Origin of the sequence: Oligoflexus sp., assembly GCF_035638955.1 — a bacterium.
In the GTDB taxonomy this organism is placed as follows: domain Bacteria; phylum Bdellovibrionota_B; class Oligoflexia; order Oligoflexales; family Oligoflexaceae; genus Oligoflexus.
This window is the reverse complement of sequence record NZ_DASQYZ010000515.1, coordinates 32801-57662: the sequence shown is the minus strand read 5'-3', so window position 1 is coordinate 57662 and position 24862 is coordinate 32801. Positions and strand designations below refer to the sequence as shown.

Sequence of the window (24862 nt, the reverse complement as noted above, 5' to 3'; positions counted from 1 at the left end):
GAGAGCCTTGCGACGGACCTGAGTCGCCAGTTTTTCCATCTGCTGCTGGCGAGCGTTTGTTTCATAAGCCGGCGCATTTTTTTCCAACTGTTCAATCAAAGCGAGAGCCTCGGGAATCACCACCGAAGTCCAATGCGCTTTATTCAACTCCGAAGGGACCAGATTGCGGCGGAGAGCCTTGGTCAATTCCAGAGCGAAATCCAGCCATAGTTCATCGAGCTCCAGCTGGGTCTTCAGCTGCTGATCCAAACGCTCCAAATCGATTTCACCGGGCCTTGAGAAAAAGAGATGCGCGATAAATTCCAGCTCGGCACCTTTGAGTTCCTGCACCTTCATTCTGGGGGCTGGCGGTGGGGGAGCCTCCAAACGCGCTGGAGCCACACGCTTGACAGGCTCTGGCTTGACCTTGTGTTCCAGATCAGCGGCGGGAACCCCGGTGAGTTCAGAAATGCGTACCAAGAGATACTGACGGCGAACCGGATCTTCGACCGACTGCAACCAGGGAATGAATTCCTTATTGATCAAATCCGGAACGCCGAGGTCATGCGTTTCCATCAGGCGTGCCTGTATCGCAAATTCCAAAAGATTCTGGGCGGCGTCCAGCTGCCGTTCCAGGCCGGCGGTTCCATACTCTTTCACATAGGTATCGGGGTCGTGCTCCTCGGGAAGGACCACAACTTTAAACTCGGTCTGAGGCACTTCCAGGGCTAGTGAAACGGTGCGCAGGGTGGCCGCTCGACCGGCGCGATCACCGTCAAAGATCAGATACACACGAGGTGTTAACGCAGCCAGACGCCGCAGATGATGAATGGTCAAAGCGGTGCCGAGACAGGCCACCGCATGCGGAATGCCAGCCTGCCAAAGCTGAAGCACATCCATGTAACCTTCACAGACAATGGCGCGACGATCGCGACGAATGGGTTCCTTGGCCAAATGCAGGCCATAGAGGACCTGAGATTTATCAAACAGCGGCGTTTCCCGACTGTTTTTATATTTGGGCTGCTCATCACCAAAACACCGTCCACCGAAGGCAATGGCTCGACCATGCATGTCGAAGATGGGAATCATCAAACGATGATTAAAGAAATCATAGGCCTTGTTATCGTAGTTGGAACTGTTGGCCACCGACGCCGTGATCATATCCTTGATCGCAAAGCCTTTGCGCAGGAGGTGATTGACGAGAAACTGCGGTTCCTGAGGGCTTAAGCCGAACTGGTGCTTCTCGATAAATTCAGGCGTGAATCCCCGGCTTTCGAGATACTGCAAGGCAAAGGTACCGTTGGTGGCCATGAGTCGTTCGCGGAAAAAGGTCAGACTCTCGGCACAGATTTTATAAAGGTTTGCTTCCGTTTGGCGAGCCTGGCGATCATGAGTGGGATGTTCCAACTCCGGCACCTCAATGCCGAACTTTTCAGCGAGATAGCGCAAGGATTCCAGAAAGGAAAGACCCTGCATTTCCCGCACAAAGGTAATAGCATCACCACGGGCGCGGCAGCCGAAACAGAAATAGTGATCATCAAAAATGGTAAAGCTCGGAGACTTTTCCCCGTGAAAAGGACAAAGACCGACCTGCCGACCGCTACGGGTGGTCAAGGCGATGGTTTCGCCGATCAATGCAGCGAGCGGCACTCTTTGCAGAATGCGTTGCTTGGCGACTTCGACGCTCATGAGGGATCCAATGCTGAAGTTCAGATTGAAGGCGGTCTGGCCGCGACGGCGGGTATCATAGCAGGTCGGGGGGTTCTCAGGGACCTTTTTTCAAAAACCGGCTGGAGATTTTGTCACCATAACGACAGAGGTTGCTGATGTTCGCCAGCAGAGTATAAGCGGCCATTCCCGTTTGTTCGCGTTCCGTCACGACGGCCATGTATGGCGAGATCTGGTCGTTTTGGCACACGTTCCTGGGGTCGCCTTCTTTATCGAAAATTTTGGGCTCAACCTGTGAGATCAGGGTGACGCCTGGCCTGGTGGTGAAGGTGCGGTACTGATCGCCGAGCTGCGCCCGAATCTGTTCAATCAAATCCTTGGCGGCTATGCGGCTGTCATCCCGGTAAAATGCTGTCCCAAAATAAGGGGTCACCTGGGTGCTCACGCGATCGACCAGGTAATAAATCTTCATGCCTTCGAACACTGGCCCGAGTTTGCGATCAAAGTTGCAAAAGCCCATGGGGAAGTAATTGATGGTTTCCTGGGTCGACGGCTCATAATGCAATTCGCCGAAGTCACGATGCATGGAGAGGAGCATGGTTTTTGGCTTATTCAAAGCTGCTGCCAGTCCCACCGCTTTTAGAAATTCCTCGCGCTTGGCGTGACGCAAGGGCGTGTAGACAAAGGGATCATTGCCGAAAAGAAGGTATTCGGGCTGCTGCTCCCGGAACATGGTTTTATAGAGCGTCGTGCAGGAAAAATTGCCGAAATTATCGCCCATGAAGAGCCCGGCATTCGGATCCTCGTCCTCCTGAGCCCGAATGGGGTGACTGCGATTCATGCCCGCACCCGCAAAAAACAACTGATCCCCCCGCAGCACAAAAGGCACTGGGTTTTTGGGATTGAAGGTGTATTTGCTGTATTCGTTTTTACATTCAATCAAGGCTGCCTTAAGCGCCTCATGGTCGTCCCTATAGGCCGCGGCCATTTCCTTTTTGCAGTCGATCATAATCGAGACCGCAGGATAACGATCCTTGCAGGCCGCCAGGCCATTTTGGAGTTTTTTGTTCTTTTTGACGTTGCCTGGGGACTGGTATTTTCTAATGACCGAGGTCACGCACTCCTGGTAATCTTCGCGCTCCTGGGAGGGTTTCATCGGGGCAACCAGTTTTACCTGGGTTTTCTCGGCAAAAAGACAGGGGACCGCAGCCGTATAAGTTAATACGACGCAGCTGGCGGATGCAATGATTCTTCTGTTCTTTGGCATAATCCTTTAGGTTAAAGAAATCGACTGTTTATGGGAAGTCCCTTTTTTAGGAGTTGCTGAAAATGCCTTCTTTCGACATCGTCAGCGAAGTTAATCTTCAAGAAGTCGACAATGCCGTGAACCAGACGGTGAAGGAAATATCGACCCGATTCGATTTCCGAGGCAGCAAGTCGACGATCGAATTTGATAAAACTGAAAAAAAGATCAAAATCCTGGCCGATGATGAACTGAAACTCCGATCGATCCACCAACTGCTGGAACAAAAACTCGTGAAACGATCGGTGGACCTGCGGCTTCTGGACTACGGCAAGCAAATCGAGGGCAGTGGCAACGCTTTGCGCCAGGAAGTGACTCTGAAGAATGGAATCGATAAGGAAGAAGCGAAGAAAATCATCAAATTGATCAAGGATTCCAAGATCAAAGTGCAGGCAGCGATCCAGGACGAGCAGGTCCGTGTCACCGGTAAGAGCATCGATGATTTGCAGGAAACCATCCGAACCTTGCGAGCCGCGTCCGAAATCGGTCTGCCGCTGCAGTTCATCAATATGCGGAGCTAAGAGCCATGGGTTTTAAGTGCGGTATCGTTGGTCTTCCCAACGTCGGCAAGTCGACAATTTTTAATGCTTTGACGTCGGCGGGAGCGGCTTCGGCCAACTATCCGTTTTGTACGATCGACCCGAACGTGGGCCGCGTGGATGTTCCAGACCCGCGTCTGCAGGAACTCGATCGCTATGTGAAAGCCCAACGCATCGTGCCCGCGAGTATGGAATTCGTGGATATCGCCGGTCTGGTGCGCGGCGCATCCAAGGGTGAGGGACTGGGCAACCAGTTCTTAGGCCACATCAAGAGCACCAATGCCATCGCGCACGTGGTTCGCTGCTTTGAAGATGGCGACATCACCCACGTGGAAGGCGGCGTGGATCCGCTTCGTGATATTGAAATCATCAATACCGAGCTGGTTCTGGCTGATATGTCGACGGTGGAAAACGCCAACGGCCGTTATCAGAAACTGCTGAAAACAGGCAAAAAAGATATCATCAAGACCGCTGATATGCTGACCGCGCTGCAGAATCATTTGAATGAACTCAAGCCAGCGCGCACCTTTCCCTTGCCTGATTTCGTGGGTGATGAGCCTGTGGTGCAAAAGGCTTTCGAAGAATTGCACCTGATCACAGCGAAAAGCGTGCTTTATGTCTGCAACGTCCAGGAATCCCTGGCCGATGGGTCGCATGATAATGAATTCACGAAAAAGGTGAAGGCTTTTGCCGCCAATGAAAAGGCCGAGGCGGTGATCATCTGCGGCAAGATCGAAGAGGAACTGAGTCAGCTGTCACCGGAAGAGCGATCGGAGATGATCAAGGATTTCGGGATGACGGAAGCCGGACTGAACCGCTTGATCCGCGCGGGCTACACCTTGCTTGGTCTGCAGACCTATTTCACAGCGGGCGAAAAAGAAATTCGCGCCTGGACGATTCATAAAGGTGACAAGGCGCCGGCCGCGGCGGGCGTGATTCACTCGGATTTTGAACGCGGCTTCATCTGTGCCGAGGTTTATGTGATCCCGGATCTGGTGAAAATCGGCGCGCGAGCCAAGCTCAAGGAACAGGGACTCATTCGTCAGGAAGGCCGTGAATATGTCGTGAAAGACGGCGATGTCATGGAATTCCGCTTCAACGTATGAACTGGGCTTTTTCCAGCAGCGGGGTCCCTTCGGCCCCGTTTTCGGTGTTTCGCCTGGATGCGTTCTGGGCTTATGAAGCACCCGATGGTCTTCTGGCTGTTGCCGGCAAGCTGCCCTGGGGGCAGCTCCCTTCCTTCCTCACGGATCTTGCCTACCCCCGTATCCATTACACGGCTTTTCGCGGTTGGAGTGACGACCTTTGGTATGATGGTCCCCTGTTTTATGTAGCGGACGGTGCGGTGCAAAGCTGTGTTTTGCCGGGATCCGGAGCGCAGCTGCCGACGTCCACTCAAAACGCTGCCGAAGGTTTTGCGCCATGGCTGGTCGATCGCGAGGTTTTAGCCTGGAAAAAAAGCCTGGCGTGGGCCTTCCGAGAGAGGCTTGCGCTGCCGCATGGAGCTTATATTCTGCAGAATCTTCAATGCAGCCCTTTGCATATTCTTACATTGCTGGGTTTGCGTATCGCATTTCCTGCGACCCAATTTTATGCTCTGGAATATCCTGCTGAGCTTAAACCTCAGTGGAAACGGGTCTGTCAGAATTTAAATTTATCGACCTGGGCGGCGCCGGCTCAACTGCAGGGCTTGACTGTCCTGGATGTCGATGATCTCAGTCGCTTCTGGCCATTAGCCGCCTCGACCTCTTTTTTGCTGCAGTTGAATCAACGTATTCCGTTTGTGCCGGGAAAACTGTTGCAGAGTTTCAGCTCTTCACAGAATGTCAGCTCTTCATAAAATTCCGCAGGAATTCTTCATGAGCCGGATGCCTCCACAGCTGCTGAAAGAGATCCAATTCCCGGTCAGCCCACTGCGATTTTCGATCCACAAAGGGACCCTGGAGCATGCGCTTCTGTACCATCAATCCTTTGGCGGAAAGGCGCGTGAAATCGTGAATGACAGAAGCGATGAGAAGTTCCAACGCCTCATCATTTTCGGCAAGGTCGTTGATCAAACCGATACTTTGCGCGTCGGCAGCCGAAAGTCGCCGGCAACGGAGCAGAAGATCCGTGGCCCGCGCCTGGCCGATGAGTTGAACGAGTCTTTGACAGCTGCCATAACCCGTAGCCAGTCCCACTTCCAGTTGCTTAAAGTGAAGGGAGCTTTCGCGAGTCGCCAGGCGCAGATCAGCCGCCAGAGCCAGCTCGGCTCCGCCTCCAATCGCGGCACCCTGAATCGCAGCCAGCACGGGAATTGGTAAATCCTGTAAAATAAGGCCAATCCTGGCCCATTCCGAAGCATAGGCGCGACCATCCACGGGGGCTTCGATCTGAGCCAGTTCTTTCAGGTCGCCGCCTGCGATCCAGATCGGTGGATTCTGGCCCCGCCGAACCGGATCCGCGCGTAGGATAAGACAACGATAGTGTGGGTCTTCCGTGACTTGATTCGAGGCGAAAGGCTGAAGCTCCTGCTCAAGCTGCATCGCCAGCTGCAGAAGTTCCGCGCCAATCAAGGGCCCCAAGGCGTTGAAGCGATCCGGTCGGCGGATTGTCCAGATCAGAGCCGAATCCTGCTTTTGAACTGATATGTACATAAATCCCCTTCACCCAACGGGCCAGCAATGTTAGAAAGAATGATACGGAACAATCTATAGCGGATAACTGATCTTGAAAAAAGTCCTCGAATACCCCACGCTCGATCGCAAGCAGTTCCCCAACCTCGTCGTGGTCGGCGCGACAGCAAGCGGCAAAACCACGGTAGCCTATCAATTGGCGAGGCTCATTGGGTTTGGCGTTTTGGATCTGGACGACTGGATCGAAAAAAAGCACGGACGCCGTATTGAAGACATCTTCGCTCAGGATGGGGAAGATACGTTTCGCCGGATGGAAACAGAAGCTCTCACAGCAATCGGTGGTATACTGAATCACATCATCATTCCGGGCGCCGGTGCGGTGGAGCGCGAGGAGAACCTCGAACTCATGCGTCGACTCGGACCCACTATCTGGCTGGCCACGCCCATGTCGGAAGTTGTGTACCGCCTGATGCAGAGACCCGAAGAGCTGGAAAAGCGACCCATGCTCATGGAGGCCAAGGATATTCCTGATCGCCAGCAGCGTCAGGCTTATTTGGAGGAGCGTTTGGGTCAGATGGAGAAGCGCCGAGTCGATCAATATCGTCAGGCCGACTATGCCATGACCATAAGTTTCGCCACGGCTGGGACCTGTGCCCAGTTTATTAAAGAGCTTCTTGTCTCGAGCGAAGCTGCCGATAATGTGTGAATTTGGCTTCTTTCTTGCCATGCCTTCAAGGCAGACACGAAAAAAAATCCTCATGCAGGACTAGTCGAATAGCCGAAAGATGCGTTAGGAAAGAGCCTGCGCATTTGTCGTCATGGGGAGCCCGCGTTGCTTAGCACTCCTTCATGGGGCGTTTGGTAGAAAGCACAATTGAACGTGCTCAGGGTGGGTATGGAAAGGGTCTTGGTTTCTATAGATCGCAAACAGTTGCTCCGGTTCGTCCGGTTCTTGCGCCGCTTTTCGTTGAAATGGGTCTCTGCCCTGCTCGCAGCGGCCTTTATTCTTGCCAGTGGTCTCTCGCTGTACATGTCGATGGTGTTCCTGCCCGTTGGCAAAAACCCGCGTCCAAAAGCCCGTGGTACCAGCGGTGAAAGCGTGAAGCTTGATTCCAAAAAGGTCAGCAAAGCCGATCAGACCATTATTCTGGAACGGAACATCTTTAACAGCGACGGCAAGATGGGCGATGCTCTGGATGGCCCGGCCAAGCCTGGGACCCGGACTTCGGACAAGCTGGTGAGGTCGGATCTTCCCCTCAAGCTGACTGGCGTGATTTTCTCGGGGGATCCGTATAACGGCCTTGCGATGATCGAAAATACTCAAAAGAAACGGACCAGCAGTTACATGGTGGGCGAAACCATCCAGGATGATGCGAAGCTCGTGGAAATCTATGACGACCGCGTGATCCTCGAACGGCAGATGGGACGCGAGTACGTCGAGCTGGAAAAATTCGTCATGCCGGTCCCGAAACGTAAAGGTCAGGGAGCACGGCCAGGCGGTGCTGGTGTCGCTCTGGATCGCCTGGCAGTCAAGCCGCCTCCTGATGCCCATCAGGAAGAGGGTTTTGAACGTAAGGGCATGAACATCAAACTTACGGACGAATTCAAACGCAATATGCTGGCGCCGGAAATGCTGACCAAAGTCCTGCAGGACGCCAAGGCTGAACCCAATATGGTTGGGGGCGAACTGAAAGGCTTCCGTCTGACCCGCATTCGTGAGAATTCCGTCTATGAAAAAGCCGGATTCCAGAACAACGACATCGTTGAGGAAATCAACGGCATTCCCCTGCGCGATGCAGCCGGAGCCATACGTTTGCTCAATCAGCTCAAGAGTGAAAAGGAAATCGAAGTTCGACTGAATCGCAATGGTTCCACGCAAAACATGACGATTCAGATTCAATAGGGACAGTGAATGCAGATTCTGGCTTGGAAAGACAAAGTGCTTGGCTACTGGCGATCTTATGAGGACCTGAACCGCCTCGTATTGGAAATTGCCTGGCGCAGTCTTGCGGTCCTCTTTGCAGCCTATATTTGTGCCTCCATTCTATCCGCTGTCAGCCTTATATTTCTCTCAGGTCCTGCGATGCAACATAGGTTCAAACCGAGGCAGGAAGTTGATCGCCCCCGTCTCAGTAAAGATACGAACTATCGGGATTTGCGCAAAGTGATCTTGGCTCGCAATATTTTCAACAGCACCGGTGCCGTACCTGAAGAAGCGGACCCAAGTGCCGAGGGCAGCGCCGCCGCCACCTTCAATCCTAATGACAAGTGTCAGAAACCATCTGTGAATGTCGAGCTTTTGGGGATTATTCATACCGGCAATGCCGAGACCTCTTTGGCGACCATTCAGGAAAAGGGTTATACTATAGCTGACATCTATCGTGCAGGGGATCGCATTGTCGGGCAGGAAGCTGCTTTGATCTATGCGATCGAAGAAGGCAAGGTTGTGCTCAATAATAATGGCGTCAAGGAGTGCTTGGAAATCAATTCCTTGCTTGTCGCCAACAAGCCTGATGCACTGCCCACTTTGCCTACGGCTTCAGCCGTTCCCAATGTGGCTACTGCTGCCGATGCCGGTCAGTCAGGTGATTGCGCCACGACGACCGTATCTCTGCAAAGCAGTTTAGTCGAGGAATCCCTGGGACCTGGTTTTTCCAAGATCCTGGAGCAGGGACGGCTCGTACCCTACCATCGCGACAATGTGATGGTGGGCTTCAAGTTGATCGGTGTCAAAGGCGGTTCGCTGTGGTCGCAGGTGCATTTGGGAAGCGGTGACGTCATCACAGCGGTCAACGGCACTAGTATGGCGCAACCGGAAAAAGGTTTTGCGGTTTATGAGTCGCTGCAAACGGACAAACAGATTCGCGTTGAGTACCTGAAGGGCGGCAAGACGCCTTGCATACAAAACGTTGAAATAAAGTAGCGGGGAGGCTAGTTTGCCAAGTCTTGGAAGGCTGCCTGCTCACACTATGGGGAGATTGAGTGTGATTCGCTTACGAAATCTTACTACTGTGGTTCTTCTGAGTCTGGGGGCTGGGAAAGCCTTGATGGCTCAGGATGACAACCCACCGCCGATGCCGGAAGAGTCCATGCCGGACGAACCGGAAGGTCCGAGCGATAGCCCTCGACTGCCCTCAGGCCCTGCCTTTGGTCAACCGAACGGCGCGGCCAACGGCAATAAACCGGCTAATCCTGGTGCTGATAATGTTCCTGAAGGCCAGGAACTGGTGAGCATCGACTTTCCCGAACCAACGGAAATCAAGGATATCATCCGTGCCGTTGCGTTATGGACTGGTAAAAACGTTATTATTGGCAAGGGCGTCAGCGGCAAAGTCCAAATGATTTCGCCGAAAAAAGTTACGAAAGATGAAGCCTATCAGGCCTTTCTTTCGGCTTTGAACGTCCTTGGTTATACAACTGTGGAAACCGGCAAGGTCATCAAGATCCTGCCCACCCGGAACGCGCTGAAGGGCAACCTTCATATCTATCAGGGTACAACCTGGGCGCCACGTACGGATAAGCTGATCACCCAGATCGTGCCCCTGAAGTACATCGATGCGAAACAGATTCAGCAGACTCTATCGCAGTTGGTCTCCACCAACTCGATGATTGCCTATCAGCCGACCAACACTCTGATCATCAGTGATACAGGGTACAAGGTTCGCCGTATTTTGCAGATCGTCGAGCTTTTGGATGTGGCCGGTCAGCAGCCGAAGGTCGCTTTGGTCCCCATTCGTTACGGTGATGCCAAAGCGATTTCGACCAAGGTTCAGGAGATTCTCCAGGTTTCGGAAGCCAGCAAACGTGCTGGTCAGGCCGGTGGTGGAACGTCCTTCAAAGTGAGCGTTGATGAACGCTCCAACTCAGTTGTGATCTTTGGACCACCACGGACGATCCAGGACGTCAAAGACCTGGTGAAGAAATTTGATTTCCCCGTGGAAGATCCAGCCAACCAGGCTGCGATTCGGGTGCGCTTCCTGGATTATGCTGATGCCAAGAAAGTGGCAACGACCCTGTCTTCGCTGGCTCAAGGCTCGTCTGCAACACGACGCCCTACGACCTTTACGCCACCCGTTCGAACCATTGGTCAGAACGGTTCGTCACGGACGCGGCCTGGAACTCCCGATGCCCCGTCGCCTGTGGCGGAACTCGGCGATAACGTCAAGATCACAGCGGATGAAAGCTCCAACTCACTGCTGATTACCGGCTCGCGAGCCGCTTATGATGCGATCAACTCGATTGTACGTAAGCTCGATCGTCGTCGACCGCAGGTTTATGTGGAAGCGGATATCCTGGATGTGAAGCTGTCTGATGATTTTAGCTTTGGAACCTCTCTGCTCTTGGGAAGCAAGAGCGGTAAGAGCGTTCAGTCCTACGGTTGGCAAGGAGCTGGTGTGGCGCCTATCGCCGCTGCTTCAACGATTACTAATGCCAATGGTGCAACTACCATTCCTGATGCGACCAAAGCGGCCGTCGCAGGTGCTTTGAGTAAGGACTTTACCATCGGTGTTCTTGCAGGGCAGCCGATCAATATTCCTGGTATCGGCGAAGTGACCCCTGCGGGACTCATCACCATGCTGAAAACCGACGGGAATACCCGGGTGCTTTCTTCGCCGCATCTTCTGACTTCGAATAACGAGGTCGCTAAGATCGTGGTCGGTTCCAAAATCTTTTATAAATCAGCCGTTCAATCGGCTGCCATTGGTGCAGGCAATCTGGAGAAAGTCGAGAAAGAAGACGCGGATCTGAGCCTGGAATTGAAGCCTAACATCAGTCATACCGGCAATTATGTGACCTTGAAGCTCGACCTTGAGGCCAACGAAGGGGGTATCAACCCAGCGACTGGTTTGCCTGATATCAACAAGCGGCAATCCTCGCAGCTCGTGACCGTAAAAAACGGTCAGACAGCTGTGATATCCGGTCTGGTCAAGCGGCGGGAATCAGAAGTCTTTCAGAAAATACCTCTGCTCGGTGACATCCCGATCCTGGGCTGGCTCTTCCGCAATAGTAAGCTGACAAAAGAAACGACCAGTCTGATGATTTTCCTGACGCCGCATATCGTTTACGGCGCCAATGACCTGGCTGCGATCTATGATCAAAAGGTGCAGGAACGCGATAATCTGATGGCCAAAGCTTTCGGTGAAGATGAAGATGATGAATTCATGAAAGCATTGCCCAACAAAGACTCGGGTCGCTACCGTCCCGATGACAATGATGTTCGCGAAGAACGTGAGCAGGATCGTCTGAGGCGTCAGCAGCAGGAAGATCGTGGCATTGAAGACGAAAAACCCGCCGCCAAGCCTGAGCTTGGTGAGCGCCCGGAAGACCCAACCACTGTGCCAATGCCGCAAGGCGGATTTGATGATGCTCCGCTGGGTGGTCCCGGAGGTATGGACGGAGGCGATGCGCCGCCTCCACCACCGCCACCGCCGGTTCCTGTCCCAACACCGGAACCCATGGATATGCCCGAGCCTCTGGAACCGCCTCAATGATACGGATACGGCCTGCGAGATGAAGGAAGTGGTTCGATGACGGATACGACGGACAATACGAAGAAATCTGAAGCAGCACCCAAGTGGACCCGACTGCCTTCTGTGGATTTTCGCAGCCTCCAGCATAAAACGCTGGGGCAAATTCTGGTTGAGTCCAAAACCATTTCTGAGAAACAGCTGCAGGAGGCCCTGCGCGAGCAGAACGAAGAGGGCAATACCAAAAAGCTTGGCGAAGTTCTGGTTGCCAATAATTATGTCAGTGAAGAGGACATGCTGAAGGCCTTGGCCATTCAGCTGGACCTGCCTTATTACGACCGCCTGCCCATCAATGATATCGATCCCATGCTGGTCGATAACATCCCGATCCAGTTCTGTCGTGACAACAAGATCCTGCCCATCGCCCGCGATGACTTCAACGTCACCGTGGTGGTGGCTGATCCTTTGAATATTCATCCCCTGGATGATTTGCGCCTGATTCTCTCGACCAACATCAACATGATCGTCAGTCCACCTTCCGTCATCGAGAACAGTATCAACCGCGTGTTCGAACGCGCGAATGATGCCTCGCAGAAGGTGCTCGACGAATTGAATGTCGGTGACGTCGGTGATGAAGGTGATCTGGACGAAACGCGCGACCTTTTGGAATCATCGGATGATGAAAAACCGATCATCCGTCTGGTGAACAGCCTTCTGGCCCGTGCGGTCAAGGAACGCGCCTCGGATATTCACATCGAACCTCTGGAAAACGAGGTTCTGGTGCGCTTCCGTATCGACGGTATGCTGCAGGATAAGACCCAGATTCAAAAGCGCCACGCCGGTTCTCTGGCGTCGCGTATCAAGGTTATCGGCAAGCTCGATATCGCTGAAAAGCGGGTTCCCCAGGATGGTCGTATTTCCATCAAGGTGGCCGGCAAGGATATCGACGTTCGTCTTTCTGTGATTCCGGTCGCCTTTGGTGAACGGATCGTCATGCGTCTTCTCGATAAATCGTCCGGTGGAAAACGCCTGGATCAGATGGGTCTGGAAAAACGCAACTATGATGCCCTCGGTTCCTTGATTGAGCAGAAACACGGGATTGTGCTGGTCACCGGTCCTACGGGTTCGGGTAAATCGACTCTGCTCTATGCCTGTCTTATGCATATCAACACCAGTGACATCAACATTCTGACCATCGAAGACCCGGTCGAATACCAGGTGTCCGGTGTGGGTCAAATTGAAGTTAAAGATAAAATCGGGATGACCTTCGCCACCGGTTTGCGGGCGATTCTGCGTCAGGATCCCGATGTGATTATGATCGGTGAGATTCGTGACTCGGAAACAGCCCGGATTGCGATTCAGGCCTCGATCACGGGTCACCTTGTGTTATCCACCCTCCACACCAACGATACGGCGTCAACTGTGACACGTTTCCTCGATTTTGGTGTGCAGCCCTTCCAGCTTTCCTCGGCTGTGCTCGGGATCGTTGCCACCCGTCTGCTCCGGCGTCTTTGCCAGCACTGCCGCGAGGCCTATGACCCTAGCGAAGCCGAACTGCATCAGATTGGGATCAAGCGAGCGGATCTCAAAGGTCGGCAGGTCTACCGAGCCGGTGGTCATGGCTGTGACCGCTGCTTCAGTATCGGTTATCATGGCCGTATCGGTGTCTACGAGCTTATGGTGTTTGATGAGGAAATGCGGACCCTGATCATGCAAACTCAGGATGCCAAAAGCATTAAAAAGCGTGCGGTTGAAAAAGGCATGACCACCTTGCGTGATGCTGCTTTACATAAAGTTGTCACCGGTGACACCTCCCTGGATGAGGCGGTCAGGAAAACCCAGACGGACGAACTCGAAATCGAAATGAGCAGCGTCATAGAAAAGGGGTAAGTCCAGATGCCGATGTACAGCTACAAAGGCTACAATGCGGCCAATGGCGCCAACGTCAAGGGTCGCATTGATGCTGATTCAGAGCGTTCTGCTCGGGCCACACTGCGTCAAAGACAAAAGGTCATCGTTGCCGAAATCAAAGAAGAAAAGGCCTCGACTGGCAAAAAAGGCTCGATGAGCAGCCTGACCCAGCGCGGCGTAAGTCTGGAAGAACTGTCCGTGATGGTTCGCCAGTTCGCCACCTTGCAAAACGCTTATGTTCCCGTCGATGAATCCCTGAAAGCTCTGGTGAGTCAGGTTGATAATCCTGCACTTCGCAACACCTTGTCCTCGGTCAAGGATTCCGTCTCTGAGGGTAAGTCCTTGGCTGAAGCTTCGGCCATTTATCCTCAGATATTCAATAAGTTATACGTAAATATGGTGAAGGCTGGGGAGTCATCCGGTAGCTTGGGCCTCGTTTTGGAACGTCTCGCGGATTTCATGGAATATCAGGTTCAGGTACGCGGCAAGATTGTCCAGGCCATGGTGTATCCCTCGATCATGATCTTTGCATCGATGGGCATCGTAGTTTTTCTTTTGGTCGTTATCGTGCCGAAATTAAGCAAGGTTTTCACGAGTATGAAGGTCGTGGTGCCTTGGTACACCGAATTGCTCATCAATTTTTCAGGGTTCTTGCAGAATTATTGGTTTGTCCCGATCGTTCTTCTGGTGGTGGGTCTCTTAGGGGGCCGGAGTTGGCTGGCCACTGCCAAAGGACGACGCAAGTTTGATCAGTGGCTGATTTCTGCGCCTATTCTGGGACCTGTGTTCCTGATGCTGGCTGTCTCGCGTTTTACCAAGACCCTTTCCACGCTGCTGTCCTCGGGCGTGCCGATCATTGCGGCTCTGGATATCACGAAGAACGTCGTGAACAATACGATCCTGACGGAGGTATTGGAGCAGGCCAAAGTCGAAGTCCAGGAAGGGAACAGTCTGGCGTCCTGTATTAACAAGAGTGGGGTATTTCCTGGACTGGTGACGCACATGATCGCGACCGGTGAAAAAACGGGAGAGATGGTCACTATGCTGGCCCATGTGGCCAAGGCCTACGACGCGGAAGTGGAGCGCAAGATCTCCAAAATGGTCACTCTGATTGAGCCGATCATGATGATGTTCCTGATGGTGATTGCCGTCAGCGTGATCATCGGCATGATTATGCCCATGATGGACATTATGAAGCAGATCAAGTAGCAGTTGGGCTTGGCCGTCAAAAGTGCTATCAAAGTGGAAACGTTTTTTGGAAGGAGACCTTGTGATGATACTGAAGCGTTTAAAACGAGTGTTGCAACGACCCTTTGGGCCGGCTGGTGAAGGCGATCGCGGCATGACCATTATCGAGATCCTGATCGTGATCGCGCTGATGAGTACGATCATGGCTGTGCTCGTCAGTCGTTTGCTCGATAAAAGCGACGACGCGAAAAAGCAGTTGGCCTCGGTCAGCATGGGCACTCTGAAGAATGCCCTGGACATGTACCGCCTGAAAAATTTCAAATACCCTTCGACTGAAGAAGGTTTGAACGCTTTGGTCGAAGCGCCAGCCACAGCGAAAAGCTGGGGCGGTCCTTTCGTGGAAGCGAACCAGATCAATGACCCATGGGGTCAGCCTTACCGTTACGAATCGACCGGACCCAAGAATTTTAAAATCATCTGCGTGGGTGTGGACGGACAGGAAGGCACAGAAGACGACGTGGTCTATCCACCGGAAGCTGCTGCGGCAAAAACCGGTGAAAGTGAATAACACTCTTATTTGATCCTGCCATGACGCTGCAGGTTTTGGAATGGGGCTATGACGCAAGCAAAGAGGCGCCGACCCGATCCGCGCCTCTGGCGTGTGATCCCAGGTATCGGCCTACGGACACCATACGACCGTCGACCCGAACACGACTTGCCTTCCCACAGGGCACGCGCTGGGGAAGGTGGGTTCAGTCTGATCGAGATGATCGTGGTCATCTCTCTGGCTGCTCTTATGTTTGTGGTCGCCGCTCCCAGTTTTACCCTCTCCGAAGAAACCGAGGCGACGCAAAAACTCAATGCCCTGGCCGGTGACATCCGGGCCGCCTATGATACGACTGTTCTTTCAAGAAAGCCGCATCGCCTCGTCTTTGCCTTTGGCAGCGGGGATTACTGGCTCGAGACCACGGATCGTAGCGATTTCTATATGGGCGATGAAAAGTTGGATCGTGATCCGACGCCTGAGGAAATCAAGGATCGACAGGCTGCCTTTGAAGAGGAATTCGAGCAGTATAAACTGCTGGCCGGCAAGGAAGTTGAAGATTCCGAAGCCGAGGTGGTCGTGAAACCAACGTCCCCGCTTCTGGCTGCCAAAGCCAAGCTCGCGCCGGCGGAATGGAAAGCTGTTGAAAATGCGGAATGGACTGTAAGGCATCTGGGTCCGCAATTCGGTGTGCGCAGCATGCAGGCCGAGCATCACGGCAAACTGCAGACCTTCGAGGAATTGGGCAAGGAAGGATTCGTTTATCTTTATTTCTTTCCGCGCGGCTACGTGGAGCGCGCCGTCATCCATATCGCACCAGCTGATGTGGAAGATAAAAACCGCTATGATGAGCGAACCTATACCGTAGTCACCGAACCCTATGAAGGGCTGGCCGAGGTTTCATCTGGATATCAAGAGGTGGATTTAACCCGTGATGAAAAAGCCCGTTGAAAAACATCCCCGCGAACTCAGTTTCACTATTTTTGAAACCATAGTCGCTGTGGGTTTGCTGATGGCTTTCGCGCTGGAAATGGCGGCGGGACAGGGCAATATCGTCAATAAAGTGGAATATGCGCGGCGTTCAAATGAAGCCATTTGGCTCGCCAAACGCATCATGTCCCAGGTCGAATACAATTATCAGACCATGGATATGAAAGAATTGGATACCAGCATGTCTGTCAAAGACGTGGAATTCAAAGATATTGGACGAGAGATCGAGTTTGATTACCGCTATAGCATCGATGTCAAGGAATGGAAATTCCCTCTGTTCGATTTCCTCTTAAACGGGGGAATGAAGGATGAAGAGGAGGAGAACGATCCCACCCAACCGGATAAGCCCACGGCTGCTGAAGGTATGCCCGGTATGGATGCTATCCTGGATCAGATCTTTAAAGGCCACATTATGAAAGTGGCTTACGTTGAAGTGAGTTGGCCGGATGGAGCGCGGCGCGACAGTGTGAGCCTGACCTATTTGCTGACCAACACCAAGGCTTTGGATGAGTACCTTGGGCCCAAAAAAAAGCAGTTTGATGAGATCATTGCCAAAATGCAAGGCGGGCCCGCGACGCCGGATCCAACTGGTCCTGCGTGTCTCCCCACCGAACCGAAGGGGACGACCGAGCCAGGGAGTGGGTGTCGGTATGAAGATGGGTCCCTTAGAAAGGTGGACGGCTCGATCGTTAATGCCGAGGGCGTCCAGACCAAAGATCCTGTGCCGCCAGCGCCACCACCTCCCGGACCTTGATAAGATCCCGTCATGGCGGGTCCTATCATTCAGCGGCGTCTCATGAAAGCCATGGCATACTTAAGACCGATGGAAAAAGAGGAAGACTGATTGTGAGTTTCGGACAGAGTCAAAGAATGCCAATCAACAAGGAATCCGGGATGACACTCCTGGAGATCCTCATTTCGATTGCGCTTCTTTTGACCATGACCGTCGCGACGTCCAGTCTCTTGACCAATGGTATCGACATGCGTATGGAGCTTTCGCAAAGGTCCAAGGTCAATCATCGCCTTGCCATCGTCATGGACCGAATTACCCAGGACCTGCAGCACGCTTTCGTCTTGAACTTCAAACGTCAGGAATATTCTCAAACGGTGACCACGCGCACGACCAAAAGCTTCTTTAGCATTAAGCCTTGGGAAAATAACAGTGAGTTGCGTCTGACGACTTTCACGCATCAGCCCCGGATCGCCAGTGCCCATGAATCCGACCAAACCTTCGTGGTTTATCGTATTGAAAAGGATAAGGATAATCAGCGTCCGAATCTTTATCGGGGTGAAACGTCCAGCATCCCCATGAATTTTGAGGACGATGTTCCCATGGTGGTCCTGGCAAAAAACATCAAGGCTCTTCGCCTCAAACCCTGGACTGGGGAAAAGTGGGAAGACGATTGGAATACGACTAGAACCGATTGGCGGGATATCCTCCCACGTATGGTGAAAATCGAAGTCGATGCTTATACCAATGACTTGACCGACGACACGGCCCAATACGCGGAAGGCGACCCGGTCACGACTCTGCGAACGGTCATTACGCTCCCCAATGCCTTTGAAATGAAAGAAATGAAGGATCGATCCAAAACCCTGAAGTGGGATCACGAGTGAAGAAGCCGCGCCTGACATCATCATTTCCCTGGCCGAAGACCTTTTTGGGTTTTCCGGTGGGTGAGCCTCGGTCGGGAGAGCCCGCCACGGCCAAAGATCGTGGCATTGCGATGATCGTTGTGATGTTTATGATCACGCTTATGGCGCTTTTTAGCGCCGATATGATTGTTAACTCCGCCGTTGACGCCGAGCTGGCCATTGGCAGTCGCAATAACTTGAAAGCTGAGTATATCGCCAAATCGGGAGCCAACCTGGCAACCTTTCTGCTGATGGCGGACCTCGCGATTGATTTGGGCCAGCATGAAGCGACCGGGGGAAAAGCCAGTATCTCCGATAGTCCCACCGATTTCTGGGGCATGTTGAACGGCTTTCCCATCGGCGCGGATACCATGGAAATGGCGGGTCAAATGCAGGAAACATTTGATCTTAGCAAGATCAGCGACAGTGCCGTGCTGGATTCTCTGAAGCAGTTTGATGGGCATTTTACGCTGAATGTGGCTGACGAAAGCTCCAAGCTGAACATCAACAGCATGCCGGACAACACCGGGAATGTTTATTCGAACATGTTCAAGGCCATGATGAGCTGTCCGGCGGAAAAAGATTACCTGGATAAGAAAAAAGTCAATGTCCCCGAACTGGTGGCTTATATCAGGGATTGGGCGGACAAGGACGAGCGCCCTAACGACGAATCAGCCAAAAGCAGTGAAGACGATGTTTACGCCGACCGGGTTCCTAAAATAAAGGCCAAGAATGCGCCTTTCGATAGTCTTGACGAGCTGCGCATGATCCCGGGCTGGGATGTCGATATGCATGCGATTTTTTCGCCCCTTTTGACCGTCTATCCCATCCCCGTGGGCACCGGGAAGAACACGAGAACTCTCATTAACTTCAATACCGCATCCCGGGAGTTTTTGGGTTGTCTCTTCCCGAAATCGACGACCGACTGTGCGGAAAAAGCCATGGAGTACCGCATCAAGTCGGACAAGGACGGGCCGCTCTCCGGACAGCCCGAGATTCAACAGACACTCAAAGAATCATTCTGTGCCGACAGTCCCGAAAGTGAGGAAATCATAAATAGATTCACATATCGGTCTGATCTCTATCGGGTTAAGGTACAGGCCGAAGTTTTCGGGCAGAGCAAGACCCTGGAAGTGGTCCTGCAGAGGAAGTTGCCCGGTGATGATGACGTCAAAAATCAGTATAAGGCAGCCTACCGCTATCTTTACTGGAAAATGTTATAGAATGGATAGGGGGGCACCCAAGGTCACCCCCATTATCTTTATTTTGCCAGCGACCAGGACGGAAACGCTTCTATGCAAAAAGTCATAGGCCTCGACATCGGCAGTTATTCGATCAAAGCCATCGAGATTGTCAACACCTTCAAGTCCTACGAAGTCGTGAACTTCTACGAGACTGTCATTCCCAATCTGGATGGTGTTCCCCTCGATGCGATCGTGCCGATCTGTATGGAACAGCTCTTCCAGGAACATAATCTGACGGCTGACCGTATCATCACGGCCATGCCGGGCCAGTTTATTTCATCCCGCGTGATCCCTTTCGCCTTTAGCGACCCCCGCAAGATCCAGCAGTCGATCGCGGTGGAGCTTGAAGAATATGTGCCTTTCAACATGGAAGACATGGTTGTCGACCATCAGATTCTGGGGCATTCGAAGGGTCAGACCATGGCCCTTGCGGTCATGACGCGCAAGGCGTTCCTGCGTAATTTCTTGGATCTGCTCAGCCGGGTGAACATTGACCCCAAGCTGGTCGACGTCGACAGTCTGGCTTTTTATAACCTTTGCCCGACCATCCTTGCCCAGGAAAATGAATGCTATGCCCTGGTTGATGTGGGGAACGAAAAAACCTCCGTCTGTATTATCAAGGGCGGGGTTCTGCGCATGTTCCGCTCCATTAACCTGGGCGGCCGCTATATCACCGATTTCCTGGCCCGTGATCTGGAGTGCAGCTTCCACGAAGCCCAGCGCGCCAAGCACGAGGTCAGCTCCGTTTTCCATACCAATTATCGCGGTGAAGACCTGACCGAACGCGGGAAGCGGATCGCCGAGCGTACCACGCTTGCGGCTCATGCGATTGTGAAGGAACTGGGCCGGACGTTTTACGCCTATAAAACCTGGGATAAGGAACCTATCAATCGGGTGATCCTGACCGGTGGAACGTCCAAACTGCAGAACTTTGAGAAGTTCTTGAGCGATCAGCTCGAACTGAATTTCGAAAAGTTCGATTTGACCAAGACCAATATCAGCATCAATCCCGCTCTGGAAGCCAAGCAGGAAATCCTGCCGCAAAGTCTGGCCATCGGTTTGCGAGCCGTCACCAATTTGAAAAAGCATTCGCAGATCAACCTGCGACGCGGTGAATTCGCTTACGTCCAGAACTACGAATTCATCATGAAGGGCGTAGCTCAGGCCTTTAAGGTGATCTCCCTGGTCCTGGTCCTTCTGATGGTGACGTATGTGGTGAAATACTACTTCTACAATCAGCAGATTGAAAAGGTGAAGGACCAGTACACCCAGGAGTTCCTGACCAGTTTTCCGGAACTCAAGAAAAAGTATTCCGACAAGAGCATTACCTTTAAGAAGCTCCGTTCGGATGCGGAAGGCAAGTTGAAAGCCGGGATTCGCGACAAGCGGTCTGCCGTAGCCGAGTTCATGCTGGCCAACAGCGAAAGCGGCCCGATGCGGGTCATGAAGGAAATCAGCGAAGTGGTTCCAAAAAACACCAAAATCGATGTCACGGAATTTGATTTCCGGACCACCCAGCCGGGGGTCGGCAAACTCACGATGCGAGCGGAAACGGATAACTTCGCATCGCAGTCCGCCATCATCGAAGCCTTGGGCAAAACCAAGTCTTTGCGTAAAGTTGAAGAAAAAAGCTCAGGCGCCAAACCCGGGTCAGACGGTAAGGTCATCGAATTCACCATCCAGGCCGAATATGTTCATCCTAACAGTGAGGCGGCGCAATTATGAGCGCTTTTCAGAATGTTCGTGACTCCATCCAATCCCTGGTCGGTCGCGTCGTCGATAAGGTCCGCCGCTCGCTCTTCGGTGCCAACAATGAGCGCATCGACTTTATCATGGATAGTTTTTACAAACTATCTCCTGAACATCAAACAGGCGTGCTGGCGGGTGTTGCCGGAATGCTGCTGGTGTTCGTGCTCGGTGCCTTCACGATCTATTACACCCGTATCAATGCTCTGGAAGATGAATTGAATGCCAGCTTTGATGCTCTGACCGAGGTGCGTGGTCTGACGTCCACCTATGATCAGGAGCTCAAGCGCTATCAGGAATTGAAATCGGCTGTCAGCCGCAGCGCTGCGGAGTTCAAGCCCAAGCCCTTCTTTGAAAGCAAAGCCAATCAGGTCGGGGTCCAGATCGCCGACCTGCGTTCGCAGGACACCGAAATTCCCGCTGAAAGTCCGCTGGCTGCCGACTTTCGCTATACCCAGGTCGAGTTCAAATTGCCCAAGGTTTCCTTGCCGCGTCTTCTGAGATTCATGGAAGAAGTGGAAAAGTCCAATGGCAGCCTGAACGTGCATAGTCTGCAAATCCGGACACGTTATGGGGATCGCCTGTTCTTTGAAACCAGTGCTAAAGTCATTGCTTATAAGACGGGAGGATAACAGTGTCCGAGGTGACCGAACAAACACGCAAGGTCTTTAACGCTGCGTGGTATGTCCTGCTGTTTTTTCTGGGTTTTCTCGTATTCTTCCTCTTCACCTTCCCTTATGGGGTGCTGAAAGAGGCGATTGTTGCCGAAATCTCTCAAGCCACCGGTTTTACGGTGCGGGTCAAGGAAATGGGTCCATCATTCCTGATTGGGATGGACGCCGCGGGAGTCCGCATCGCGACAGCGGACGGCAGCGCGCAGATGGAGCTGAAAAGCATCGACGCCTCGATTTCGCTGCTGAGCCTCTTCATTGGTCAGGCCAAGGTCAATGTTGAACTGGTAAGCCGGAACAATGGGACGCTCGATACCAGCGTCTCCTGGAGCATCTGGCAACTCATGACCGATAAGAATTATGTTCCCAAGCATATCTCGCTCGAAGCCAAGGATTTTGAGCTGGGCGGTATCGTGAACGTGGGTCTGCATCATGTGGCGAAAACCGCCAATGACATGATCAAGGACCTTCTGGTGCAGCTGATCTTTCAGGGCAACCTGAGCGGACGGAGCGAGATCAAGCTGGCCATTGACGATCCCCTGCAGTCGACCGGGAATGTGGAGCTCAACATCAACAAGGCCAGCCTGGATCTGGCCAACCCCACGCTGGTCGTTGCCAAGCAGAACTTCAAGCGCGCCATCGTCAAAGCCTCCTTGCAGGGAGGGCGGCTGCAGATCGACAACAAATCAGGATTTGAAACCCAGGAGATCAAAACCGACGTCAAAGGTGTGGTCACCCTGAAGAATCCGTTCGCGAATTCCATCCTCGATGTCACGATCCCCCTTAAGCTCGAGGGAACACTGAAGGATAACTTCGGTTTTATCCTGAGTGTCATGGGCGGCACGGAAGGCCAGCTGAATTACAAGATCAGCGGCACCATCGCGCGTCCTGCTTTCGAAGGCAACGGTTAAATTTAAAGCAGTTCCCCAAGCTTCTCAGCCCGACCAACTTATCCATGAAGTTGGTCGTGTTCCCCAGTTGAGCCCAAAATCTCCAGTCACTGTCGCAAGATGCCTGCATATACGAAAACGCGAGGTGATCCCTGTTGGATTGACACTGAAAAGCCCCGTCCCATACAATGAAGATATGCAGAGCATTGAGGCTGTCATGAACCCTGAACTTCATCGCATCAGGAAGATTTTAGAGATCTATCTTGCGCGCTCCGAAGCAGCATGGGCAGCCCTCGCGAAAGAGGACTGGAACAGCTTCGATTCCGCAATGCGTTGGCGCAATGCCGCCTTTCATAATTTCCGTGCCGCAGACCACTTGGTGCGGAGGCAGCGCTCCGATTACCTCGATGATCCCGACTTGCATCGTCTGGGCATCGCCCTTCAAGCAGCGGAGCAGCGTCTGCAGGAAGCGATGGAGAAACAGCGGGATCACATGAGCGAAAAACTCGTGAAGATCACCCAGCACCAGGCCAAGATCGGCAAGTTTTATTCAGGCGTTCAAGAGCAGGCAGGCTTTCAAAAATCGGTTTAGATTCGGAGGCGTTCGATGGGTGAGTTGAAGAAAAAGGTAGCCCTGGTTCTGGGTAGCTTGCCCAGTGTCGAAGAGGTTGATCAGTTTCGCCTCTTGACCGATGCTTTCGAAGTTCAGGTGATAAGCTCGGAGTCGATCTGCGGTTATCTGACCCAGACTTCGTATTTCCAGGATCTGACCTGCGTGGTCCTGCGGGACCATGACGACAATCCAACGTTCCTGCCCAGCCTTGAAAAGGTCCTGAGCAGCTTCGATATCGTCATCGTCAAGGAACGCCTCGGCCTTTACGCTTATCAGGCTCTGAAAGCCCGCTGGCGCCACAAATTCCGCCTGCTGGTTTGGGTTGATAACCTCGTGCCATTCCCGGCTCAGGACGTGGATCAGATGCGCACCATCCGCTCTGAGATCACCAACGGTGCCGACGGCTTTATCGTGCAATCCAAAGCCGCACGCAGCGCCCTCGAACTCGAAGGCGTCCATGCGGATCGCATTATGGAAATGGGCGTTTGGGTTGAACCCCGCCTCGACCGTAGCCCCGCAGGTCGCGCCAAGGCTCGCGCGACACTGGGTCTCGCCGAAGGCGAACTGGTGATCAGCTACATGGGTCAGATGGAATGGGAAGAAGGTCTGGCTGATCTGGCCGGTGCCGCTCGCCTCCTGATCATGCGCGAACCGACCCTGAAATCCAAACTGCGCATTATCTTCTGCGGCGTGGGAACCTATGCCGGGGAGCTGCGCGATCTGTTTGTGAATATGGGTATCGACAATTGCGCGGTCTATTATGCACCGACTCGCGACAGCATCCGTGCCATTCAACAGGCGACCGATGCCATGTATATCTCGCCCATCGCGTCGCATGATCGCATGGAAGGCGACCCCTACCGCATGGTCAGCGCCATGACTCAGGGTATCCCTGTGATCGCGGCCCGGCATGCTCTGGTCGAGGAATACTGCGGCAAGCATCGCATCGATTTCTGCGCATCCTCGCCGATCAGTCTGGCCAAAGCCATCAATAAAATGCGATCCAATCCCTCGATCGTGCATGACATTGTTCAGAAAAACCTGGCTGAAGCGGCCCGACGCTTTACTCCGGAACGCGTGCGTGCCAGCATGCTCGAACTGATGAACCGTTTTGTGGAATCGACCACCACGGCCGATCTGAGCAGCCTTGACCACCGCGTTTTGGAGATCGAAGCCAAAGTCCGCAGCAAGCAGTATATCGAAGCTGTTGATGCCATTGAAACCGTCTTCAAGATGGATCAGGTTCCGGTTCATCACCGTGCAAATCTTTATCGCCTTATCGGCGACTGCTTTGCAAAACTGGGTGATATTGATGGCGCGAAAGACGCTTATCTGCATGGCGCCGATCTGGATCCTTATTCGCCACGCGTTTTCATCGGGCTCGGCACTGTCGGTCTGATGAAGAACAGCAACGACATCGCCGTGCTGCACTTCCAGAAAGCCGTGAGTCTGGCTCCCGATGACGAAATGGCAAATCTGGGGCTCGGTCTGGCCTTCCAAGGCATGAACGAGCTGCGCGAAGCCAGTCGCTGGATTGTGAAAGCTCTGGCCATCAATCCAGAAAACACAGCAGCTTTGTATTCTCTGGTTCGGATCTCGCATGAAAGCGAAAACTACGGTGATGCTGAAAAAGCCATCCGTCGCTATCTGCAGGTTCACCCCAACGATTACAACTTTATCTATACGCTCGGCGGCATCCTTTATAAGCTCGGACGCTTCGGTGACTGTCTGAGCCTCATGAAGCAAATCCTGGACGCCGATCCTCGCGACAAGCGAGCCGCCGCCCTGGCCAAGCAAGCCAGCACCGAATTTGAACAGCAGCAAAACAAGCTGACTTCATCCAACGGTTGAGAGTGAT

Annotated in this window: 22 protein-coding genes; 19 read left to right on the top strand and 3 right to left on the bottom strand. The window is 53.0% G+C overall.

Annotated features, from left to right (window positions below; genetic code table 11):
* On the bottom strand, window positions 1–1668 hold a 1668-nt coding region (gene dnaG, locus VE954_RS42500; protein ID WP_324964725.1), incomplete at its 3' end, for a DNA primase.
* 76 nt (window positions 1669–1744) lie between these two features.
* Window positions 1745–2803 carry a hypothetical protein gene (locus VE954_RS42495; RefSeq protein WP_324964723.1) on the bottom strand — a complete coding sequence of 353 codons (1059 nt, stop codon included), beginning with the start codon at window positions 2801–2803 and terminating at the stop codon, window positions 1745–1747.
* 173 nt (window positions 2804–2976) lie between these two features.
* Here VE954_RS42495 and VE954_RS42490 point away from each other — a divergent pair, with 173 nt between their 5' ends.
* The 3 genes from VE954_RS42490 to VE954_RS42480 are packed head-to-tail and all read left to right on the top strand — an operon-like array spanning window position 2977 to window position 5329.
* Entirely contained in the window at window positions 2977–3471 is a 495-nt protein-coding gene (locus tag VE954_RS42490) for a YajQ family cyclic di-GMP-binding protein (protein WP_324964721.1), read from the top strand.
* Between the two features lie 5 nt (window positions 3472–3476).
* Window positions 3477–4595: a redox-regulated ATPase YchF gene (gene ychF / locus VE954_RS42485; RefSeq protein WP_324964719.1), complete on the top strand. Its 1119-nt coding sequence runs from the start codon at window positions 3477–3479 to the stop codon at window positions 4593–4595.
* Complete coding sequence (locus tag VE954_RS42480; RefSeq protein ID WP_324964718.1) at window positions 4592–5329, top strand: hypothetical protein; 738 nt, start codon at window positions 4592–4594, stop codon at window positions 5327–5329. Before ychF ends, VE954_RS42480 begins: the two co-directional genes overlap by 4 nt.
* On the opposite strand, the gene VE954_RS42475 is transcribed toward VE954_RS42480, so the two are convergent.
* Window positions 5316–6125 carry an enoyl-CoA hydratase/isomerase family protein gene (locus VE954_RS42475; protein ID WP_324964716.1) on the bottom strand — a complete coding sequence of 270 codons (810 nt, stop codon included), beginning with the start codon at window positions 6123–6125 and terminating at the stop codon, window positions 5316–5318. The genes VE954_RS42480 and VE954_RS42475 overlap by 14 nt on opposite strands.
* Window positions 6126–6198: 73 nt before the next feature.
* On the opposite strand from VE954_RS42475, the gene VE954_RS42470 reads away from it, so the two are divergent.
* The 16 genes from VE954_RS42470 (at window position 6199) to VE954_RS42395 (ending at window position 24855) form a co-directional block, all read left to right on the top strand.
* Window positions 6199–6810: a shikimate kinase gene (locus tag VE954_RS42470; RefSeq protein WP_324964714.1), complete on the top strand. Its 612-nt coding sequence runs from the start codon at window positions 6199–6201 to the stop codon at window positions 6808–6810.
* A gap of 201 nt (window positions 6811–7011) precedes the next feature.
* Entirely contained in the window at window positions 7012–8007 is a 996-nt protein-coding gene (gspC, locus tag VE954_RS42465; protein ID WP_324964712.1) for a type II secretion system protein GspC, read from the top strand.
* A gap of 9 nt (window positions 8008–8016) precedes the next feature.
* Complete coding sequence (locus tag VE954_RS42460; protein WP_324964710.1) at window positions 8017–9027, top strand: type II secretion system protein N; 1011 nt, start codon at window positions 8017–8019, stop codon at window positions 9025–9027.
* Between the two features lie 61 nt (window positions 9028–9088).
* Window positions 9089–11596, top strand: coding sequence for a type II secretion system secretin GspD (gspD, locus tag VE954_RS42455; protein WP_324964708.1), 2508 nt, complete (start codon window positions 9089–9091; stop codon window positions 11594–11596).
* A 36-nt stretch (window positions 11597–11632) separates the two neighbouring features.
* The gene (gene gspE / locus VE954_RS42450) at window positions 11633–13462 is read left to right on the top strand and encodes a type II secretion system ATPase GspE (RefSeq protein ID WP_324964706.1); all 1830 of its coding nucleotides are present in this window, start codon (window positions 11633–11635) and stop codon (window positions 13460–13462) included.
* Window positions 13463–13468: 6 nt separating this feature from the next.
* Window positions 13469–14692, top strand: coding sequence for a type II secretion system F family protein (locus VE954_RS42445; protein ID WP_324964704.1), 1224 nt, complete (start codon window positions 13469–13471; stop codon window positions 14690–14692).
* A gap of 64 nt (window positions 14693–14756) precedes the next feature.
* The gene (gene gspG, locus VE954_RS42440) at window positions 14757–15239 is read left to right on the top strand and encodes a type II secretion system major pseudopilin GspG (RefSeq protein ID WP_324964702.1); all 483 of its coding nucleotides are present in this window, start codon (window positions 14757–14759) and stop codon (window positions 15237–15239) included.
* A 48-nt stretch (window positions 15240–15287) separates the two neighbouring features.
* The gene (locus VE954_RS42435) at window positions 15288–16166 is read left to right on the top strand and encodes a prepilin-type N-terminal cleavage/methylation domain-containing protein (protein ID WP_324964700.1); all 879 of its coding nucleotides are present in this window, start codon (window positions 15288–15290) and stop codon (window positions 16164–16166) included.
* Window positions 16150–16959 (top strand): hypothetical protein, encoded by an 810-nt coding sequence (locus VE954_RS42430; RefSeq protein ID WP_324964698.1) that lies wholly within the window; start codon window positions 16150–16152, stop codon window positions 16957–16959. Before VE954_RS42435 ends, VE954_RS42430 begins: the two co-directional genes overlap by 17 nt.
* A 92-nt stretch (window positions 16960–17051) precedes the next feature.
* Complete coding sequence (locus VE954_RS42425; protein ID WP_324964696.1) at window positions 17052–17822, top strand: type II secretion system protein; 771 nt, start codon at window positions 17052–17054, stop codon at window positions 17820–17822.
* Window positions 17819–19063, top strand: a complete 1245-nt coding sequence (locus VE954_RS42420; protein WP_324964694.1) for a hypothetical protein — start codon at window positions 17819–17821, stop codon at window positions 19061–19063. The genes VE954_RS42425 and VE954_RS42420 overlap by 4 nt, the downstream gene beginning before the upstream one ends.
* 72 nt (window positions 19064–19135) lie before the next feature.
* Complete coding sequence (gene pilM, locus VE954_RS42415; RefSeq protein WP_324964692.1) at window positions 19136–20809, top strand: pilus assembly protein PilM; 1674 nt, start codon at window positions 19136–19138, stop codon at window positions 20807–20809.
* Window positions 20806–21462: a hypothetical protein gene (locus VE954_RS42410; RefSeq protein ID WP_324964690.1), complete on the top strand. Its 657-nt coding sequence runs from the start codon at window positions 20806–20808 to the stop codon at window positions 21460–21462. The genes pilM and VE954_RS42410 overlap by 4 nt, the downstream gene beginning before the upstream one ends.
* A gap of 2 nt (window positions 21463–21464) precedes the next feature.
* Entirely contained in the window at window positions 21465–22412 is a 948-nt protein-coding gene (gene gspN, locus VE954_RS42405) for a type II secretion system protein GspN (RefSeq protein ID WP_324964688.1), read from the top strand.
* Between the two features lie 196 nt (window positions 22413–22608).
* Window positions 22609–22983 (top strand): hypothetical protein, encoded by a 375-nt coding sequence (locus VE954_RS42400; RefSeq protein WP_324964686.1) that lies wholly within the window; start codon window positions 22609–22611, stop codon window positions 22981–22983.
* 15 nt (window positions 22984–22998) lie between these two features.
* Entirely contained in the window at window positions 22999–24855 is a 1857-nt protein-coding gene (locus VE954_RS42395) for a tetratricopeptide repeat protein (protein ID WP_324964684.1), read from the top strand.
* The last annotated feature ends 7 nt before the right edge of the window (window positions 24856–24862 follow it).

Coding starts and splice junctions, on each gene's coding strand:
- VE954_RS42460 (WP_324964710.1), top strand. CDS start 8,017: ATGCAGATTCTGGCTTGGAAAGACAAAGTGCTTGGCTACTGGCGATCT.
- VE954_RS42480 (WP_324964718.1), top strand. CDS start 4,592: ATGAACTGGGCTTTTTCCAGCAGCGGGGTCCCTTCGGCCCCGTTTTCG.
- VE954_RS42495 (WP_324964723.1), bottom strand. CDS start 2,803: ATGAAACCCTCCCAGGAGCGCGAAGATTACCAGGAGTGCGTGACCTCG.
- VE954_RS42475 (WP_324964716.1), bottom strand. CDS start 6,125: ATGTACATATCAGTTCAAAAGCAGGATTCGGCTCTGATCTGGACAATC.
- gspG (WP_324964702.1), top strand. CDS start 14,757: ATGATACTGAAGCGTTTAAAACGAGTGTTGCAACGACCCTTTGGGCCG.
- VE954_RS42430 (WP_324964698.1), top strand. CDS start 16,150: ATGAAAAAGCCCGTTGAAAAACATCCCCGCGAACTCAGTTTCACTATT.
- VE954_RS42490 (WP_324964721.1), top strand. CDS start 2,977: ATGCCTTCTTTCGACATCGTCAGCGAAGTTAATCTTCAAGAAGTCGAC.
- gspE (WP_324964706.1), top strand. CDS start 11,633: ATGACGGATACGACGGACAATACGAAGAAATCTGAAGCAGCACCCAAG.
- VE954_RS42395 (WP_324964684.1), top strand. CDS start 22,999: ATGGGTGAGTTGAAGAAAAAGGTAGCCCTGGTTCTGGGTAGCTTGCCC.
- VE954_RS42400 (WP_324964686.1), top strand. CDS start 22,609: ATGAACCCTGAACTTCATCGCATCAGGAAGATTTTAGAGATCTATCTT.
- ychF (WP_324964719.1), top strand. CDS start 3,477: ATGGGTTTTAAGTGCGGTATCGTTGGTCTTCCCAACGTCGGCAAGTCG.
- VE954_RS42410 (WP_324964690.1), top strand. CDS start 20,806: ATGAGCGCTTTTCAGAATGTTCGTGACTCCATCCAATCCCTGGTCGGT.
- VE954_RS42435 (WP_324964700.1), top strand. CDS start 15,288: ATGACGCAAGCAAAGAGGCGCCGACCCGATCCGCGCCTCTGGCGTGTG.
- VE954_RS42445 (WP_324964704.1), top strand. CDS start 13,469: ATGCCGATGTACAGCTACAAAGGCTACAATGCGGCCAATGGCGCCAAC.
- pilM (WP_324964692.1), top strand. CDS start 19,136: ATGCAAAAAGTCATAGGCCTCGACATCGGCAGTTATTCGATCAAAGCC.